This window comes from Exiguobacterium sp. SH1S1 (assembly GCF_004337245.1).
GTDB lineage: Bacteria > Bacillota > Bacilli > Exiguobacteriales > Exiguobacteriaceae > Exiguobacterium > Exiguobacterium aurantiacum_A.
In genome coordinates this window covers 1-18,158 of the sequence record NZ_SJUZ01000004.1, presented here as the reverse complement: position 1 = coordinate 18,158, position 18,158 = coordinate 1, and the positions used below count along the sequence as shown (strand labels likewise).

18 protein-coding genes and 1 rRNA gene are annotated in these 18,158 nt (G+C 50.8%); 11 read left to right on the top strand and 8 right to left on the bottom strand.

The window, feature by feature from the left end:
* Positions 1-43 precede the first annotated feature (43 nt).
* The 3 genes from EVJ23_RS09030 to exaC form a co-directional block, all read right to left on the bottom strand.
* Positions 44-775, bottom strand: a complete 732-nt coding sequence (locus EVJ23_RS09030; protein ID WP_070328982.1) for a nuclease-related domain-containing protein — start codon at positions 773-775, stop codon at positions 44-46.
* Positions 776-928: 153 nt separating this feature from the next.
* Positions 929-1,288, bottom strand: a complete 360-nt coding sequence (locus tag EVJ23_RS09025) for a DUF779 domain-containing protein (protein ID WP_131465654.1) — start codon at positions 1,286-1,288, stop codon at positions 929-931.
* 1 nt (position 1,289) lies between these two features.
* A complete protein-coding gene (exaC, locus tag EVJ23_RS09020) occupies positions 1,290-2,810 on the bottom strand; it encodes an acetaldehyde dehydrogenase ExaC (RefSeq protein WP_131465652.1) in 1,521 nt (506 codons plus the stop codon).
* A 222-nt stretch (positions 2,811-3,032) separates the two neighbouring features.
* Between exaC and EVJ23_RS09015 the strand changes: the two genes are divergently transcribed.
* Positions 3,033-3,566, top strand: a complete 534-nt coding sequence (locus EVJ23_RS09015; protein ID WP_131465650.1) for a YceI family protein — start codon at positions 3,033-3,035, stop codon at positions 3,564-3,566.
* A 27-nt stretch (positions 3,567-3,593) separates the two neighbouring features.
* Here EVJ23_RS09015 and EVJ23_RS09010 read toward each other — a convergent pair whose 3' ends face one another.
* Entirely contained in the window at positions 3,594-4,553 is a 960-nt protein-coding gene (locus tag EVJ23_RS09010) for a metal-dependent hydrolase (RefSeq protein WP_236641229.1), read from the bottom strand.
* A 109-nt stretch (positions 4,554-4,662) separates the two neighbouring features.
* Between EVJ23_RS09010 and mutY the strand changes: the two genes are divergently transcribed.
* From mutY to EVJ23_RS08985, 5 genes are all read left to right on the top strand, one after another.
* Positions 4,663-5,697: an A/G-specific adenine glycosylase gene (mutY, locus tag EVJ23_RS09005; protein ID WP_131465648.1), complete on the top strand. Its 1,035-nt coding sequence runs from the start codon at positions 4,663-4,665 to the stop codon at positions 5,695-5,697.
* Positions 5,684-6,109 (top strand): SRPBCC family protein, encoded by a 426-nt coding sequence (locus EVJ23_RS09000; protein WP_071399191.1) that lies wholly within the window; start codon positions 5,684-5,686, stop codon positions 6,107-6,109. The genes mutY and EVJ23_RS09000 overlap by 14 nt, the downstream gene beginning before the upstream one ends.
* An 88-nt stretch (positions 6,110-6,197) precedes the next feature.
* The gene (gene ntdP, locus EVJ23_RS08995) at positions 6,198-6,740 is read left to right on the top strand and encodes a nucleoside tri-diphosphate phosphatase (RefSeq protein WP_021067741.1); all 543 of its coding nucleotides are present in this window, start codon (positions 6,198-6,200) and stop codon (positions 6,738-6,740) included.
* Positions 6,741-6,777: 37 nt separating this feature from the next.
* A complete protein-coding gene (locus tag EVJ23_RS08990) occupies positions 6,778-8,526 on the top strand; it encodes an ABC transporter ATP-binding protein (RefSeq protein ID WP_131465646.1) in 1,749 nt (582 codons plus the stop codon).
* 89 nt (positions 8,527-8,615) lie between these two features.
* The gene (locus EVJ23_RS08985; protein WP_071399193.1) at positions 8,616-9,764 is read left to right on the top strand and encodes a DUF3238 domain-containing protein; all 1,149 of its coding nucleotides are present in this window, start codon (positions 8,616-8,618) and stop codon (positions 9,762-9,764) included.
* 13 nt (positions 9,765-9,777) lie between these two features.
* Here EVJ23_RS08985 and EVJ23_RS08980 read toward each other — a convergent pair whose 3' ends face one another.
* Together EVJ23_RS08980 and EVJ23_RS08975 are read right to left on the bottom strand one after the other, a co-directional pair.
* Positions 9,778-10,197: a thiol-disulfide oxidoreductase DCC family protein gene (locus tag EVJ23_RS08980; RefSeq protein WP_131444189.1), complete on the bottom strand. Its 420-nt coding sequence runs from the start codon at positions 10,195-10,197 to the stop codon at positions 9,778-9,780.
* A gap of 53 nt (positions 10,198-10,250) precedes the next feature.
* Entirely contained in the window at positions 10,251-11,483 is a 1,233-nt protein-coding gene (locus EVJ23_RS08975) for an MFS transporter (RefSeq protein WP_071399195.1), read from the bottom strand.
* Positions 11,484-11,575: 92 nt separating this feature from the next.
* Between EVJ23_RS08975 and EVJ23_RS08970 the strand changes: the two genes are divergently transcribed.
* A complete protein-coding gene (locus tag EVJ23_RS08970) occupies positions 11,576-13,213 on the top strand; it encodes an ABC transporter substrate-binding protein (RefSeq protein ID WP_161567024.1) in 1,638 nt (545 codons plus the stop codon).
* 33 nt (positions 13,214-13,246) lie between these two features.
* On the opposite strand, the gene EVJ23_RS08965 is transcribed toward EVJ23_RS08970, so the two are convergent.
* Entirely contained in the window at positions 13,247-14,545 is a 1,299-nt protein-coding gene (locus EVJ23_RS08965; protein WP_131465642.1) for a glutamate-1-semialdehyde 2,1-aminomutase, read from the bottom strand.
* Positions 14,546-14,738: 193 nt separating this feature from the next.
* On the opposite strand from EVJ23_RS08965, the gene perR reads away from it, so the two are divergent.
* Positions 14,739-15,170, top strand: coding sequence for a peroxide-responsive transcriptional repressor PerR (gene perR / locus EVJ23_RS08960; RefSeq protein WP_131441208.1), 432 nt, complete (start codon positions 14,739-14,741; stop codon positions 15,168-15,170).
* Positions 15,171-15,197: 27 nt separating this feature from the next.
* Here the strand turns inward: perR and EVJ23_RS08955 are convergent, their stop codons facing one another.
* Positions 15,198-15,557, bottom strand: a complete 360-nt coding sequence (locus EVJ23_RS08955; protein WP_070328968.1) for a YgzB family protein — start codon at positions 15,555-15,557, stop codon at positions 15,198-15,200.
* A gap of 172 nt (positions 15,558-15,729) precedes the next feature.
* On the opposite strand from EVJ23_RS08955, the gene EVJ23_RS08950 reads away from it, so the two are divergent.
* The 3 genes from EVJ23_RS08950 to EVJ23_RS08940 form a co-directional block, all read left to right on the top strand.
* Positions 15,730-16,596: a nucleotidyltransferase-like protein gene (locus tag EVJ23_RS08950; protein WP_070328983.1), complete on the top strand. Its 867-nt coding sequence runs from the start codon at positions 15,730-15,732 to the stop codon at positions 16,594-16,596.
* Positions 16,597-16,628: 32 nt separating this feature from the next.
* Positions 16,629-17,804, top strand: a complete 1,176-nt coding sequence (locus tag EVJ23_RS08945) for a PstS family phosphate ABC transporter substrate-binding protein (protein ID WP_236633742.1) — start codon at positions 16,629-16,631, stop codon at positions 17,802-17,804.
* 291 nt (positions 17,805-18,095) lie between these two features.
* Positions 18,096-18,158: ribosomal RNA gene (locus EVJ23_RS08940) — 16S ribosomal RNA — on the top strand; the annotation flags it as partial.

Genomic DNA, 18,158 nt, shown 5'->3' with positions numbered 1-18,158 from the left:
CCCGCTCAAACGTTGAGCGGGACTTTTTAGGCTGATTCTTATATTAACCGATTGGAGATTTTGTCTGCCTGATGGCGTCGATGTGCGCTTCCTTGACCTCGATGCTCGCGTTCATATAAGGAAGGAGTCGTTCATACACTTCAATCCGTTCAGCTGCCGTCAATCGAGGTTCACGAGAGGCCATCATTTGCTTCGCCCATATTTTTCGATTCAACACAGGAACGCTAGACGACTCAACCCGCTTCAACGTAGAGCGATCACTGAAGACAATCCAGGAGTGTAAATAGCTTCGATCGAGATGTAGTAGCTGTTCGATTGCCCGCATATGGAGCTCGTTTTGCTTAATCGGATTGTAGAATTTAAACTTCTTTCGATTGGATAAAGCCTGTGTCCACTGTCGATCTTGTTCCCGTCCGAAGATCCAACCGCTATAATTTTTGGACTCGATGACGTGAACACCGCTCTCATCGATGAACACCACATCGACTTCTGTCGTCCGGTCACGTTTTGTTGGATGAGGCAAATACAGGTTCGTCAAGATGAGCGGGGCGAGCCGGCGCGCCTCAAGTTCAGCAACACAGCGGTACTCTCCATATAATCCGATATCTTGCACGACTTTGATGTAGCGATGACCAGTCTGAGCAAAATATTGACTTTGTTTATACCTTTTTACTTTTGTATACACGATTGTCCCACAAATCAAAAAAAGCGGGACGGCAAAACTGAGTAAGGAGATTAATACACTTCCAAGTACTTCGTTTAATAATTGGCTCATCATCATTCTCCCTTCTTATCTACGTTCACTATACAAGATGACGAGAAACGATTGAGTAATTTTTGGGGATTATTGGAAATAAGAAATTGAAAAGTACACGGTGAATCACAAAAAAGACCAACCATCTGTTAAGATGACTGGTCAAAAAAACAATCAAGACTGTTGCAACTCGGCACGCTCCTCGTCTGTGAATACGCGGGAACGGCTCAAAAACCGTTTCCCTTCGACGCCTTCGACCGAGAACATGCCGCCCCGGCCGTCGACGACGTCGATGATGAGCTGGGTGTGCTTCCAATACTCATACTGCTTCTCGTGGATATAGAACGGACAGCCGCCGATCTCTCCGAGCAGGACGTCGTGATCACCAATCAGAAATTCGCCTTGGGGGAAGCACATCGGTGAGCTCCCGTCACAGCAACCGCCCGACTGGTGGAACAGGAGCGGACCGTGTTTCGCAAGCAACTGCTCGAGGAGCGCGAGCGTGGCGGGGGTGGCCTCGACGCGACGCACCATCTTAAAAGAACCCGAGTTTTTGTTCGCTGTAGCTGACGAGCATATTTTTTGTACGTTGGTAATGGTTGAGCATCATCTTATGATTTTCACGTCCGATCCCAGACATTTTGTAACCGCCGAACGCGGCATGGGCCGGATACTGATGGTAACAGTTGATCCAAACACGACCCGCTTGAATCTCACGGCCGAACCGATAAGCCCGGTTCATATCGCGTGTCCAGACGCCGGCGCCGAGACCATAGAGCGTATCGTTCGCGATGGCGAGCGCGTCCGCGTCGTCCTTGAACGTCGTCACCGACAAGACTGGACCAAAGATTTCTTCTTGGAAGATGCGCATCTTGTTGTGACCTTTAAAGATGGTCGGTTGAACGTAATAGCCGTCGGCGAGGTCACCGTCCATCATGTTGCGCTCACCGCCGATCAAACATTCGGCTCCTTCGGCTTTTCCGATCTCAAGATACGATAAAACCTTCTCCAGCTGTTCGTTCGATGCTTGAGCACCCATCATAACGTCAGGGTCGAGCGGGTTGCCGAGCTTGATCGCTTTGACGCGCTCGAGGACGCGTGCCATAAACGGCTCATAAATCGAATCGTGGATGAGGGCGCGCGATGGACACGTGCATACTTCGCCTTGGTTTAATGCGAACATGACGAGCCCTTCGATCGCTTTGTCAAAGAAATCATCGTCCGCGTCCATAATGTCGGCGAAGAAGATATTTGGTGACTTGCCCCCGAGTTCGAGCGTCACCGGGATGATGTTTTGCGACGCGTATTGCATGATCAATCGGCCCGTCGTCGTTTCGCCAGTGAACGCGACTTTGTCGACGCGGTTACTTGAGGCGAGCGGCTTCCCGGCCTCGAGTCCGAAGCCATTGACGATGTTGAGCACGCCTGGCGGCAGCAAGTCTTCAATCAGCTCCATCAGTACCATAATCGAGGCCGGTGTCTGTTCGGCCGGTTTTAAGACGATGCAGTTGCCGGCGGCGAGTGCCGGTGCGACTTTCCAGATTGCCATCAAAATCGGGAAGTTCCATGGGATGATTTGAGCGACGACGCCGAGCGGTTCCGCGAAGTGATAGGCGACCGTGTCGTTGTCGAGCTCGCTGATGCCGCCTTCTTGCGAGCGGATGACACCGGCGAAATAGCGGAAGTGATCGATCGCGAGCGGCAGGTCGGCGTTCAACGTCTCACGGACGGCTTTTCCATTCTCCCACGTCTCCGCGTAAGCGAGCATCTCAAGGTTTTCTTCCATTCGGTCGGCAATCTTGTTTAAAATGACCGAGCGTTCGGTGACCGATGTTTTGCCCCAGGCGCCTTTGGCGGCATGGGCCGCGTCCAGTGCCAGCTCGATATCTTCTTTCGTCGACCGAGCGACCTCGCATAACACTTTACCATTTACCGGAGAGGTGTTCTCAAAATAGTCTCCCCCTGAAGGTGCTGTCCACTTTCCGTTGATGTAGTTCTCATAGCGGTCCTTGAACTGGACTTTCGTGCCTGCAGAGTTCGGTACTTCATAAATCATGATCGTTCCTCCCTTTTCCGTAAAGTATAGGGGCTCTATGTATGCGCTTACATTTTGTAGTAAGCCAATAGCTCCCTTTTTCATCCTAACGGGTTGCAGTGATAAAAGTCAAAATTTTTTGACAATAATTTGACACAATTATTTCGAGATGTTTTGAAGTCAAGATTTGTGGTAAAAACAGTATTGTGGAATCAATTTCAAATCGAAGGAGTGGACGTATTCATGGCAAAAACTTATCAAGTCGACCCAGCACACAGCTCAATCACTTTTACGGTGAAGCATATGATGATCTCGAAAGTGAAAGGCGAACTTAAAGAGTTTGCGGTTGATGCGAACGGACAGCCTGACGATTTAGCGAATGCACGGGTAAGCGTGACGATTAAAGCGGCCTCGATTGACACGAACAACGGTGACCGTGACGCACACTTACGGTCGGGCGACTTTTTCGACGCCGATCAACATCCGGACATCGTCTTCGAGTCGACATCATTCCAAGCGAAAGGCGGTAACGAGTTCGCTTTGACCGGTAATTTGACGATTCGTGGAACGACGCGCGAGGAGACGTTTGAAGTCGAGTATGAAGGCAGTGTGAAAGACCCGTGGGGCAATATGAAGCACGCCTTTACCGGAGACGGGACGATCAACCGGGAAGATTACGGGTTGACGTGGAACCAGGCGCTTGAAGCCGGCGGTGTCCTCGTCGATAAAAAAGTGAAATTTGAATTTGAGCTCCAATTCACGGAGTCTGAGGCATAAGAAAAAGTCGCTCGTGAGAGCGACTTTTTACTGTTCATAGACAAGTTTCTTTTGTAAGCTTTCTTCGCTGAACACCCAACCGGTGAACGAAGACAAGACTTCGTTCGACTCTTCGTCGACGATGACGACAGCAACGAACGGGTAGATGTCTTTCGAGAAGTAGCGCAAATTCGTGAACCGATACTCGATCATGCCGTTGTGACGTGTGACCGTGTACGTGTGAATTTTTGAAAATGCTAAGAACGACTGCAAGTCTGCATTTTTACGAGCTTCGACGAAGTGCAGGTCGTCTTCGCCAGGCATCGCCTTGTCACGGAAGCGACCACATTCGATGACTTCACCTTTTTTCACTTTGACCGCACCGAGTCCGTTGCGGAAACGAACGGCGACGTGCCAGTCGTCCCAACCAATACCTGGTGAGATAAAGAGCTCATGGGCACCGGCGAAGTGACGGGCGACCGTTGCGAGCGCACGGTTACGTAGTTTGAACTGAATCGCATAGTAACTGATGACGAGCGCAATGAGCAGTGCAAAAATCGGGACAGTTGCCCCTGTGATAAGCCATAATACATATGCTCCGTAATAAGCAGAGAACAAGTAGGGGTCAAACGTTCCGATGACGCCCCAGCCAATCCATTTCTTCGAGAAAGGTTGCAGGGCTTGCGTCCCGTAAGCGTTGAACAAGTCGACGGTGACGTGTAACAATACCGCGATTTGTGCCATGACCCATAAGGAAGCAGGGTTGACGCCAAGTACCATACCGATGATGGCACTGACGATGATCGGCCAAGCAAGAAGTGCGGTGATTCCGTGTGAAAGACCGCGGTGCTGGCGTAAATACGTGCTGTTTCCTTTAAGTTTGAAGACGGTGTCAAAGTCTGGCGCATGCGAACCGACAAGAGCGGTAGCCGTCATAGCCAAGAACATTTGCGAGTCGCCTGCTACTTCCGGGCTAAGTGTCGCAAGGGCGCTTAAACCAAGGCCCATTCCAATGTGTGTCGCAGTATCCAATGTGCTTCAGCACCTCCGTTAATAAAGAAACGACGTTCAATGATCGCTACCATCATACAATATTTTTAAAACGAGGGGAAACAAAATGCTCGATATTGATAAATTGTTCACAAATTATACTATTCGCCAGTTCAATAAAAATTTACTCACCTGGTTCAATCGTGAAAAACGCGATTTGCCGTGGCGACACGGGAAAAATCCGTACCGGGTGTGGGTGAGCGAAGTCATGCTCCAACAGACGCGCGTCGATACCGTCATCCCTTATTATAATCGATTCATGGACCGCTTCCCGACGATCGAGGACTTAGCAGAGGCTCATCCCGACGAGGTCGTCAAATATTGGGAAGGGCTTGGATATTACTCACGCGTCCGTAACCTCCATCAAGCGGTAAAAGAAGTCGTCTCTACGTATGACGGCGTCGTACCGGAGGAAAAAGAACTGTTTGAAAAATTGAAAGGGGTCGGTCCGTATACGACCGGAGCCGTGCTCTCGATCGCCTACAATCAGCCCGAGCCTGCCGTCGACGGGAACGTCATGCGCGTCATGGCCCGCCAGTTTGGCATCTATGAAGATATTGCCGTACCAAAGACGCGGAAGATTTTTGATCAAGTCATTCGGCGCCTGATGGACCCGGAGCACGCCTCCGATTTTAATGAAGCTGTCATGGAGCTCGGTGCGACCGTCTGTACCCCGAAAAATCCGATGTGCTCGCTCTGTCCGGTCCAAGACGAATGTTACGCCTATGCACATCATGTCCAAGATGAGCTTCCGGTCAAGACGAAAAAAGGCGCGGCCCGGATCGAGATGTTCGATGCCCTCTACTGTAAACGTGACGATCGCATCGCCTACGTTCAGCGGCCCGATACAGGTCTGCTCGCGGGAATGTGGCAATACCCGCTTACAGATCGTGGAACGGGGGAACAGTTAAACGGAACCTATATTGGACAAGTGAAACACGTGTTTTCACACATCATCTGGTACGTCGACTTATATGAGGTCGAAACGTTGCCGGACGAGGAGTGGATTTGGCTCGCCGGGGACGAGCGGGATGTGTTGACCGTGTCGGTTGCCCAACAAAAACTAGAACGATTGGTAGGGGATAGAAATGAGACAGTTTGACGTCGAAACGCCGTTCGACACTTCCGTCGAGGCGTTGTGGGAATTGTTGCAAGACGCGTCGCTTTTATCTGAACTGACGACGTTTCCAGAAGTGACGCTCGTCGGAGATGGCGCGTCCGTAGAAGGTAATCGAATCCATCTCCGTGTTGGTGTCGGACCGGTCACGCTGCCGTGGATCAGTGCGATCACGTTAGCGGGGCGGCACGCATTTTGTGACCAAGGTGTGACTTTGCCGTTCCCGTTCAAACGGTTTTGTCACGTTCACAGTGTGAAAGAAGTCGATGGGAAGGCCGTCATGGTCGATGAAGTGACATTTGATAGTTACTTACCCGAAGCGATTGTCGAGCAGTTTATTCTTCGCCCGATGTTCGCAGGACGAGCCGTCGCCTTCCAAAAAGCACTAAATTCGTGAAAATAAGAGATTTCCTTTTTCATTGGTTCTGAAAGTCGCTATAATTAAAAATGAGAATGTACAGCATCATAGCGGAAAGGAGGAGCTTATGAGCTTATTTCCCAAAGCAGGTAGCAAGATCGAGATACAGAGCTACAAGCACAACGGGACTTTGCATCGCGTTTGGGAAGAAACGCTCGTCCTTCAATCGTCAAAAACGGATATGATTGGGTTCAACGACCGCATTATGGTCAGTGAATCAGACGGCCGGCAATGGAGAACAAGAGAGCCGGCAATTTGCTACTTTTCATCTGAGTTTTGGTTTAATGTCATCTGTATGATTCGCGAAGACGGGATTTACTACTACTGTAATCTAGGTTCGCCGACAACGTTCGATGGGGCAGAACGAGCCATCAAGTACATTGACTACGATTTAGATATTAAAGTGTTCCCGGATATGTCGTACACGATTTTAGATGAGGATGAATATGAGCGGCATCGTCGCGAAATGAATTATCCGAAAGCGATTGATCGAATCTTGAAACAGAACGTTCAAGAACTTATCAACTGGATTCGAGGACGGAAAGGGCCGTTCAACCCAACATTCGTCGATGAATGGTATCGCGAATACGAAGCACGTTACCGGAGATGAGTACTCATCTCCGCTTTTTTTCTTGAAGGAGGGCTCTATGGGAAGTGTTAGACGCTATTTACAGTTTGTAAAACCATATAAAAAACAAATTGCTTTGACGATTTTCGTCGGGATTTTGAAATTCTCAATCCCGCTCGGATTGCCGCTACTTTATAGACATGTGATCGATAAATATTTGACGGACCCGGACCCGGCGACGGATTACACTGAGCTCGTTTGGTTGTTCAGCATCGTCTTCTTCATCTTCCTCGTCTTGAAGCCGCCGATCGAGTATTTGCGGCAGTATTTAGCGCAATGGGCCGCAACACGAATTTTGTTCGACGTTCGGAACCGATTGTTCGACCACGTGCAAAAGCTATCGCTTCGTTACTATTCGAACAATAAGACCGGGCAGATCATCTCGCGTATCATCAACGATGTCGAGCAGACGAAAGACTTTGTCATCACGGGACTCATGAACATTTGGCTCGATATGGTCACGATTTTGATCGCGATCGCCATCATGTATACAATCGACCCGCAATTGACGCTCATCGCTATCTTGCCGCTCCCGTTTTATGCGATCGCCGTCCGCTACTTCTATGGACGCTTGCGCCGCCTCACCCGGGAACGCTCGGCCGCACTCGCTGATCTTCAAGGCCATTTGACCGAACGTGTCAACGGCATGGCCGTCATCCGAAGCTTTGCGCTCGAGCCGTATGAGAACAAGGCGTTTGAAGAACAGAACGGTGGCTTCTTGAAAGCCGCACTTCGCCATACAGGTTGGAATGCGAAGACGTACGTCGTCGTGTCGACAATCACGGACATCGCGCCGATCTTAATCTTTACGTCGGCTTCTTGGCTCGTGTTACAAGAACAGGTCTCGCTCGGGACACTCGTCGCTTTCATCGCCTATATCGATCGCCTGTACGCACCGCTCGGCCGTCTCGTCAACTCAGCGACGACGCTCACGCAGTCGGTCGCGTCGATGGACCGGGTCTTTGAATTTCTCGATGAGCCGTATGATATCGAACAGAAACGCGATGCGTTCGTGCCGGTGCAGACAGCCGGGGATATCGAACTCGACGGTGTCGGCTTTGCCTATGAGAAAGAAGGGACGCGTGCTTTGCATGACGTCAGCCTGCACATCCGGTCCGGGGAACGAGTCGCTTTCGTCGGCATGTCCGGCGGTGGGAAATCGACGCTCGTCAGTTTGATTCCGCGTTTTTACGACGTGACGGACGGCAGTATCAAAATCGACGGCGTCGACGTCCGTGACTTTAAACTCCGGGCCCTTCGCGACCAAATCGGCATGGTCATGCAAGATTCGGTTCTCTTCAGTGAGTCGGTCGCCATGAACATCCGGATGGGGAATCCGGAAGCGACGGACGATGCCGTCATCGCCGCTGCGAAAGCGGCCAACGCCCACGAGTTCATCATGAACTTGGAGGACGGTTACAACACGCCGGTCGGCGAAAAAGGCGTGAAGCTGTCGGGGGGGCAGAAGCAACGTCTTGCCATCGCCCGCGTCTTCCTCAAACATCCGCCGATCATCATTCTCGATGAGGCGACGAGCGCGCTCGATCTCGAGAGTGAGTCGATGATCCAAGATTCGCTCGCAAGATTGACGAAAGGACGGACGACGCTCATCGTCGCCCACCGCCTATCAACGATCACCGACGCCGATAAAATTGTCGTCGTCGACAACGGTCGAATCATGGAAGCGGGAACGCATGAAGAATTGATGCGTCGCCGTGGCGCGTACTATGATTTGTATATGATCCAAGACTTAGCTGTCGTGGAGTGAGGCTTCGAGTTCAACTCGAAGTCTTTTTTTGTTTTCCGTATCTAGTAGACGGGAATGAAGAAACGACATGCCAAAAGGGGGATGACACGATGATGAATGGGGAAGGATTGATCAATGTCCGTCCGCTCAACGACGGGTTAGAGTTAACGTGGTCGTTTGATGGGAAAGTGCGCGTCACACGGAACGGGAAGTACGTGTATGAGGGGACGGATCAGCATTATGTCGACCGGGAGACGAGCGTCGGGGAGCAAGTCGCTTACCGCATCTCGGACGAGTTTGGCGAAGTGGCAAAACTGTATACTGCGGCCGTTAATCCAAACGACGACTTGTATTGGAATCGTCATCTGACGTCGGCGGTCGTGGCGCCGAGCGGAACGTATTTACAGTGGGACCCGATCGCGGACGTCGACACGTATGCGGTATATCGTGAGGGACGCCGTATCGCGGAAATCGTCGGGAGCGGATACATCGACGAGACACCGCTCGAACAACCGACGCTCTATGAGGTTCGGGCTTTGCGTCCGGTCAAGCGAGATGATAAACCGGGGACCCGTATCGTGCATATGGTCGGAAAAGTGATGTCGATCGCGAAAGAGATGAAGTCGGATACGAGACGTGACAAGGAGCTCTACACGATGTATTTCCTCGTCAGTCCGACACGTCCGGACGTGGCCACGGTCGACGGCATTAACCTGCGTGTCCAGACGTTCATTCGTCCGCCGATGATTAAAAACCCGAACCTGATGTCACCGCACCCGTATTTTGAAGGGGACGGACGTCCTTATAACGTCCATGCGACCGAATACCGGACCCGGACGGAAGTGAAAGTCGAGGGGTTGACCGATATTCCGATTATCTCGTTAAAAAAAGATGCGAACGTTACCCGCGGGTATACGAAGCATCATCGATTGACGGGCGAAGACGTCGCTTCGGTCGACCGCGTGTATGTAGAAGATGTCGACATCGAGCGGGGGAAAGCTGCATTTCGTTTGCAACATTCGGTAGGCAATCCGCTCGTCGTTGCGCCTGATATTAAATACACCATCGTCACGGCACTTAAAAACAGTGCGACGTTCAAACTGTCCGGAAGTCACACCCAGTCGCCGCATCATGAAGTCTACGTTCAAGTCGGCGATGCGCCGTGGATGACGATCCACCGGGCGGACGACCTTGGGGTCAGCTTTATGGGCAATCCGATGCCGGAGTGCCACTGGACGTACTTGACATGCATGGACTAAAAAACCAGCCGGCTCATTGATGAGTCGGCTGGTTTGGTGTTTGGTCGATAAAGCGACTTCGTTCTTCTGGGGTCGGTAGTTTGCACGTCTCTTTTTGACCGAACCAGCGATAGCGGTTGTTCGCGATGATGTCGTAACCAAAATCACGAAGCGGTTTAGGGACGAGTCGGATGAAGCGAAGCATCCGCCAGTTCCCGTCCAACCCCTCGGCGATTCGGGTCGCCGCGTCCGATTTCAAATAAGGGACGCCGCCTTTGATCAAAACGATGCTATCGACCGTATCCGGGATACGATGACGTTTTCGGATTGCTTGTCCGGCCTCACCTTGAAGTGAGGCGAAATGGAAGTTTCCTGTTGAATCACGATTTAAGATGAACTGCACACTGGCGTCACAAAAGTTGCAGTCTCCGTCAAATAACACAATGGCTGGCATAGGGAGCGCCTCCTTCTCTCCTGACTTTATCCGTTCGAACGAATGCTCAAACGTCAAGCGGCGAGCTGACGGGCAGGCTCCATCTTGTAGAGCGAGACGTAATAAAGGTAACCTCCAAGGGCGCCAAATAAGAACATGTAGCCGCTCATGAATACCGGCCCGATGAACGCGCCGACGACGATGCCGGCTGCGGCGACAAGTTTCGCCCCGTGGAACGTCAAGCCTCCGAAGGCGAGGTATGAGGCCCGTCGAGTCGGGTCGATCAAGTCGATTTGTTTCACTTGTCGAATCGGCGAATAGAGCAACTCACCAATGGTGAAGACGATGGCGAGAACGGCAAGCGTGATGAACGAGTTCATTGACGTAATCGCGGCATAGGCCGTCACGTATAAGGATAAGCCGATGAAGAAGATATACTTTTCCCGGTAGCGTTTCACGAAAGCGGTGACCGCGAACGTGATGGCGACGACGAGCAACGTGTTTTCAAGCTGCATGAACGCCATCATGCGGACGCCATCGAACGGGACGCCGACGATCGACCGTTCTGTGAACGATTCGGCCAAATGGACACCGATATAGTTTGCCATATGGAACTCGGTCGAGAAGACGAGCATGCTACCGAGGACGAACAGCATCCAACGACGGTCACTGAGTGCGATTCGATAGTTTTGATACACGCCGACGAGCGGGTTAGCAGACGTCGAACGGTTTCCTTTATAGCTATCAACGAGAAAACGTTGCAAGACGAGCGTCGTGATCGTCAACACGAGCGTCATTCCGACGAATAGTCCGAAACGATAGTCTCGATAAAAAGCACCTCCGAGCATGACGCCCCCAGCAATCGCCAAATTGACGAGCCAGTAGTCATATACGTAAATCGCTTTACGGTTCGACTCTTCCATCGAATCGATGACGATGGCTTCGAGAGCCGGGTAGTTCAAACCGTTCGCGACGGCGTGACCAAAGTAAAGCACGGCGACGGCAAACGCCCAGTTATTTGACGGATGAATGGCGACCGTCATCCCTAGAAAACAAAGGATTTGGACGATCTGACCGATTTGAAGCACGTGCTTGCGGTTGAAGCGGTCTGAAAAGTACCCGCCAAACAAGCCGGTGACGTAGCCGACGACAACAAACGACGTCATAATGATTCCGGCAGCGATTTTGCCGAGTTCTTCTGAAAAATATAAAGCCATAAATGGAAAGATGGCCGAGCCGACGATGCGGATGAAAAAGCCGCAGACGAGCCGGAGTCGAACGTTTAAAGGGAAATCTTTGAATTTCATGCGAGCACCTCCTTGTTACTAGTCTAATCGTGGACTACACTTGGTAAAAAGAGACAAATGATTTTTGGATGTCCACTTTTAGGGGGAACGACATGAATGCGAAGCTGGTGGCGATTTATCGTCGTGCGTTGGAACAGAACAAAGTGGAACTGACACTACGGGAAGCGGTCGATACGGTCGGCTATAGCGAGAAACAAGTGAAACGGGATATGAAGATGTGGGAAACGTTCGGGTGGGTGGAGTATCGGCCGGGGAAAGGACGAGGCCATGAATCGGTGCTCCGCTTTCAGCCGGAGTTTGACCGGACCCTGAGAGCTTGGATCGATGAGTCTTTCGTTCAGGCCTCGATGGCCGATGCGGCCAAGTGGTTGGAATGGGACTGGCCACCCGCCTTGCGAGAAGTGATTCAAGCACTTATTTGGAGCCGTTTTGGCTTTGAGCAGACTGAAGAAGACCGGTTCATTTTTCCGCGGACGAGGGCGCTCGAATCGCTCGACCCGCTCGATATCCACATCGCGATGGAGGCGTCTTTGTCACGGCACGTCTTCGACCGCCTGTTCGAATGGGACGGGACGACTGTCCAGTCCTCGCTCGCACATTATATAGAGGAAACACCGTTCGGATTTCGTTGCTATATCCGCAAAGGGGTAACGTTTCATAACGGGGTGACGCTTTCGGCCAAAGACGTCGTCTATTCGTTGAATCGGTTATTGGATCATGGCAAACAAGTATGGTTGTTCGCACCGATCGAACGAGTCGAGTCCCCGGCGCCGTACGTCATTGATTTACATACGAAAGCGCATATGGCCTATATTGAACGACTTCTCGCCCAAACCCCGGCCTCGATAACGTATCAAGGGGCCGAAGGGGTCGTGGGGACGGGACCGTTCAAGCTGGAGCAGACGTCGGAGGAAGTCGTACGTTTAAGAGCGTTCGAGCGTGGGCTCCGGCCGAGACCGTCTTTGGATGTGGTTGAATTCGTCACGTTTTCCGAAACGGATTATGTGAAATGGAGCACCCGTGACGACCATAGCCTCGTGAAGTGGATCGCCGAGGCGGGAGCACGCTATCTCGTGTTCAACATGAGGCAGTCTTGGTTGAAGGACGATGCGCCGGCGCGCCATGCGATTCAACGAGCGATTCAAAAAGAGGCGTTCGTGGAGATGGGAGGAGAGCGTCACCAAGTGGCGCATGGATTTTTTCCGGAGATGAGTCGTCCCGTTCACGTGCCCGGGGAGGGGACAATCTGTCAGCGTCCGCTCCGGCTGTTGCACTTGCCGTTTGAAGTGGCGGCGCAAGACGCGGCGCTCGTGGCTACACAGTTACGGACGGCCGGGTTTACCGTCGAGACTGAGACGTATACGATTGGGTCTTTGTTACAAGATGAGACGCTTTGCCGTGCCGATTTGATTTTATGCGGAGAGATGATGAGTGAAGATCTTGATTTGGCGTTCCTAGCCTTTTTGACGAGTGAACTGTCGCTTGTCGGCAAATTGCTCGCGAATGAAGAAAAACTCCGGGCGATGATGGACCGCTATCAACAAACTGACATGAGCGCTTGGTCGATGCTGCATCGCGAAGTCGAACGCTATTTGACTGAGGAGGCCCTCGTCATCCCGCTGTATCATGTCGCTCGTGAGCGCCGCTTTCCGAGTTTCTTTGGAGATGTGCCGCTCGATGTGTTCGGTCACCCGCGATATGATCAATTGTGGATTCGTCCGTCCGTATGAACATAAAAGGAGATGCCGCGGCATCTCCTTGTTTTATAGCTGTGCGAACGCGCGATTTACTGCGGCAATCGTCTCATCGATATCTTGTTCCGTATGTTCCGTCGTCAAGAACCACGCCTCATATTTAGAAGGGGCCAAGTTGACACCGTTCTCAAGCATCAATTTGAAGAAGCGGCCGAATACTTCGCCGTCCGACTTCTCGGCTCCTTCGTAGTCCGTGACGATCTCGTCCGTGAAGTAGACGGTGAGCGCGCCTTTTAGGCGGTTAAGCGTGATCGTGACGCCGTGAGTTTTCGCGGCTTCACGGATCCCTGCTTCGAGACGTGCGCCTAACGAATCTAATGTTTCATAGACGCCTGGTTGCTCGAGCACTTCGAGACAAGCGAGTCCGGTCGCCATCGAAGCGGGGTTTCCGGCCATCGTCCCGGCTTGGTAAGCGGGTCCGAGCGGTGCGACCGTCTCCATGATTTCTGCTTTCCCGCCGTATGCTCCGATTGGAAGTCCACCACCGATGATTTTACCGAGCGCCGTCATGTCTGGCTCGATGTTGTACACTTGTTGGGCGCTTCCGTACGTGAACCGGAACGCTGTGATGACTTCGTCGTAAATGACGAGCGCGCCGTGTTCATGGGTGATCTCGTTGATAGCTTGCAAGAAGCCGGGTTTTGGCTCAACGATCCCGAAGTTTCCGACGATTGGTTCGACGAGAACGCAGGCGACTTGATCGCCCCATTCTTTCATCATCGCCCGGTACGACTCGACGTCGTTGAACGGGACGGTGATAACTTCTTTCGCCGTGGCGCGGGTCACACCGGCTGAGTCGGGTGAACCGAGCGTCGCCGGTCCGCTTCCCGCCGCAATCAGCATCAAGTCGGAATGGCCATGGTAGCAGCCGCTGAACTTGACGACGAGTTCGCGTCCGGTATAGGCGCGGGCGACACGGATTGTCGTCATGACGGCCTCGGTCCCGGAATTGGTGAAGCGGACTTTGTCCATCGATGGGATCGCCGCTTTTAGTTTCTTGGCGAAGTCGACCTCAAGCGCGTGAGGCGTCCCGTAAAGAAGCCCTTTTGAGGACGCTTCGATGAGGGCGTTGTGGATATGGGGATGGGCATGGCCGGTAACGATTGGTCCATATGCGGCCAAGTAATCGATATAGCGGTTGCCGTCCACATCATAAAAATAAGCACCTTCGCCGCGCTCCATATAAACCGGGGCACCGCCGCCGACCGCTTTGAACGAACGTGAGGGACTGTTGACACCCCCGACGATATGCGTCAATGCGTCTTCATATAGTACGTCTGAAATTTTACGATTTGATGATGTTGTCATATGTATTGCCTCCTTTTACAAATTCGCAATTATTGTATCACAGCCGTCAACCGCATAAGCTCAACGTTTGACGAAGGGTTTAGAAATCAGTACACTATTTATAAAGATTACTATGTAAGAAATAGGTTAATTCTAAACAGACACTTCGCATAAATTCTAATAGAAGAAATGAGGGATTGACGTGGGAAGCGAAATGCTTGACCATGCTGTTCAGTCGCTCCGAGAACATGGAGTCAGAATGACGCCTCAGCGACAGGCGATTTTGGAGTACCTCGTCACGGAGCACAGTCACCCGACAGCGGATGACATTTATAAGGCACTTTCGGATAGGTTCCCGAACATGAGTGTCGCCACCGTCTATAACAACTTACGTGTCTTTAAAGATATCGGACTTGTTCAAGAGATGAATTATGGTGACGCTTCGAGCCGTTTCGATTTTGTGACATCACGTCACTATCACATTATCTGTGATGCGTGCGGGAAAGTCGTCGACTTTAACTATCCTGTCCTTGACGAGATTGAAGCCGTCGCTTCTCAATTGACAGGTTTCAAAGTGGATCGCCACCGCCTCGAAGTATACGGGACGTGCCCGGCTTGCCAAACTGAACAAGCGCATAAACATTAAAAACATCCTCAGGCTGAGGATGTTTTTTTAGTCGTTCTGGTGTGATTGACGTTTGTTATACTTCTCATCGAAGTCTTTGCCTTCGAGCGATTGATCGATCGTCAACGGTTCATCGCAATGCATACATAGATCGACACGTCCAAGCATCTTTGTTTCTTTCTCACAGTTCGGACAAGTGACGATGATTGCTTTCGTCGACGCCATGCCGACGATGAAGTAAAGCGCCGAGCTCGACAGTACCATCACGAAACCGAGCAACATGAAAATAATCATCAGCCACGCGATGCTTTTGGCAAGTAGTCCGAGATACATGACCCCAATCCCAGCGAACACGAGCAGCAAAGCCAGGTTTCTGGCGCGGTTGATTTTATTCCCCCGTTTTTTCATACATAATCCCTCCATGTCTGTCTTTACTATAGCTCATCTGCTCGAAGCTGAGAAGTTCGTACAATCGGTGGCAGGAGAATTTTAAAAGAAGGCGAATCATTTTTGTATCAGATTAGATAATCGTGTGAACCGATTGACGTTTACTAATTAGAAAGAAGGTATCAAGGTGACGATGGAATATGCGACTCGAACAATTTATTCAGAATATGCAGCCTTGAAAACAACGCTTGGCATCATTGAAGTGAAGAAGAAACGGCCGCGCGATCCATTAACAGATCAATCGGATCGATTGTTGATTGTGATTGAAGCGAAGGAAGAACCATTTTGGACAGTGAAACACTATCAAGTCGGACAAGAAAAAATCGTTCTTCATATAGTCAGTGATTCGATGATGGATCGTTGGATTCTAATGAACGAGAACCGGCGTGCCATCCATTGGATCGAAGACGGCATGGTGCTGTTCGAACGAAATGAGTTTTTGCTCGAGCTCAGGCAACGGTTGCGCAATTTCTCGAACGAGGAACAACGACTGCAACTCTCGCTCGCGTTCGCCAAGCTGCTTAGACGTTTCGAAGATGGGCGCGGACTGTTCTTACAGGAAGAGCATCAAGATGCGTTCACCCAAATCCACCATGCGCTCACGCATTTGGCGCGGCTCTCCATCCTGGAGGCAGGAATCCACCCAGAGATTGTATTATGGAAGCAAGTCCGTAAACTCGACCTAGAAGTGTATAAGCTTCACGACGAACTCGTGAACGGGCACGAATCACTCGAACAACGTATTCACCTGGTCATCATCGGCATGGAGCATTTAATTCAATCTAAAGTCTTGCCGGGTACGTTGTTACTTTTGCAGGCGATGCAACAACGTGACGAACCATGGTCGTTCTCGGAGTTGATGGAGCACCCGAACTTACAAGAGTTAAAAGTCGACCTCGGCAGCATCGTCGGCTTCTTAGTCCGGAAAGGTTACGTCCGGGCAGTGACACGTCCGACAAAAGGAGTAGGCGTCGAAGCGGTCGCTTATGAAATTGCTTAACTATATAGAAGAGAATGGGGAAACTGAATCGAATGAAGGTTACTAAATTTCTGCTCGGCAGTGTGTTTATTATATTTGCGGCTGGATTCTTATCAATTGTGACAGGATTGTTTGCGATGGGCGATCCTCTCGGAAGTGAGCGGCCGATCATTTGGACGATTTGGTACGTGGTCGTTCTCTTGATTGTTATTATGGCGCTATATGACTTTTCATCGTTATCGAAAGGACAACTCAAACGTATCGCTTTAATTGGAACGGTTGTCGGGATTGTTTTCTTTAGTTCCGTGAAAGGATATTACGTGTATACGGCGGGATTACGGATTGAAGAACGTGGCGTCTCGTTGCGTGACTATCAACCGTTCAAGCCTAAGTCTGATTTGGCTGAACTCGATAAGCCTTCAACATTTGAGATTGGAACAAACATTCCCCGACTAGACGGCGCGACGGCGCTGTATCCGATGTATGCTGCATTCGTCGAGGCGGTTTATCCTGAAGCGGATTATAACCCCGATAGCCCTGAAGTCAGCTCGGTCGTCTCGACGACGACAGGTACAGCGTATGAGCGATTGGTTGAAGGGGAAACGGATATCATCTTTGTAGCCGGACCGTCCGATCAACAGTTGGCAGTAGCTGAGCGACAAGGAGTAGAGTTTCAGATGACACCGATCGGCCGTGAGGCGTTCGTCTTTTTTGTACATGAAGACAATCCGGTCGACTCGCTCGAATTGGAACAAATTCAAAACATCTATGCAGGGGACATTACGAGTTGGGATGAAGTCGGTGGTAAAAAAGATTCGATTCGAGCGTTCCAACGGCCAGAAGACAGCGGGAGCCAAACGGCTTTGCAGCGTTTGATGGGGGACAAAAAGCTTATGGACGCCCCGGTCGAGGATGTCCCGGAAGGAATGGGTGGCATCATCGAACAGACGGCTTCCTATCAAAACCATAAAAATGCCATCGGATTCTCGTTCCGCTTTTATGCAACGGAGATGGTAGATGAACATGCGATTAAATTGTTACGGGTCGATGATGTCGCGCCTACGGTCGAGACAATCGGGGACGGGACGTACCCGATCACATCCGAGTTTTATGCGGTCACGACGACCGACAAATACGAGCAATATAAGCCGTTCATCGAATGGCTGACGTCTGAAGAAGGACAGTCACTTGTTGAAAAGACAGGATACGTGCCACTGGCTACAAATTGATTGGGATTGGGTCTCTAAATACAGAGATCCAATCTTTTTTTATTTTCTTGTTATTTTTTATTGACGCGGTGGTAAATAGGCATTATAGTTATAAACGTTGTCACAGCAAATGATTATTCCAGAAAAACAATTTGTGAAAAAAGTTGTTGACTTTTAATCAGGAAACGTGATAAATTAATTGAGTCGCCAAGCGCGACAGACGAACTTTGAAAACTGAACGATGAGGCAAAAAAAGTTTTACAAGTTTTGATTGAAGCGCAAGCTTCGTCATTTTCAAGAGCTATATCAAATTCTTTGGAGAGTTTGATCCTGGCTCAGGACGAACGCTGGCGGCGTGCCTAATACATGCAAGTC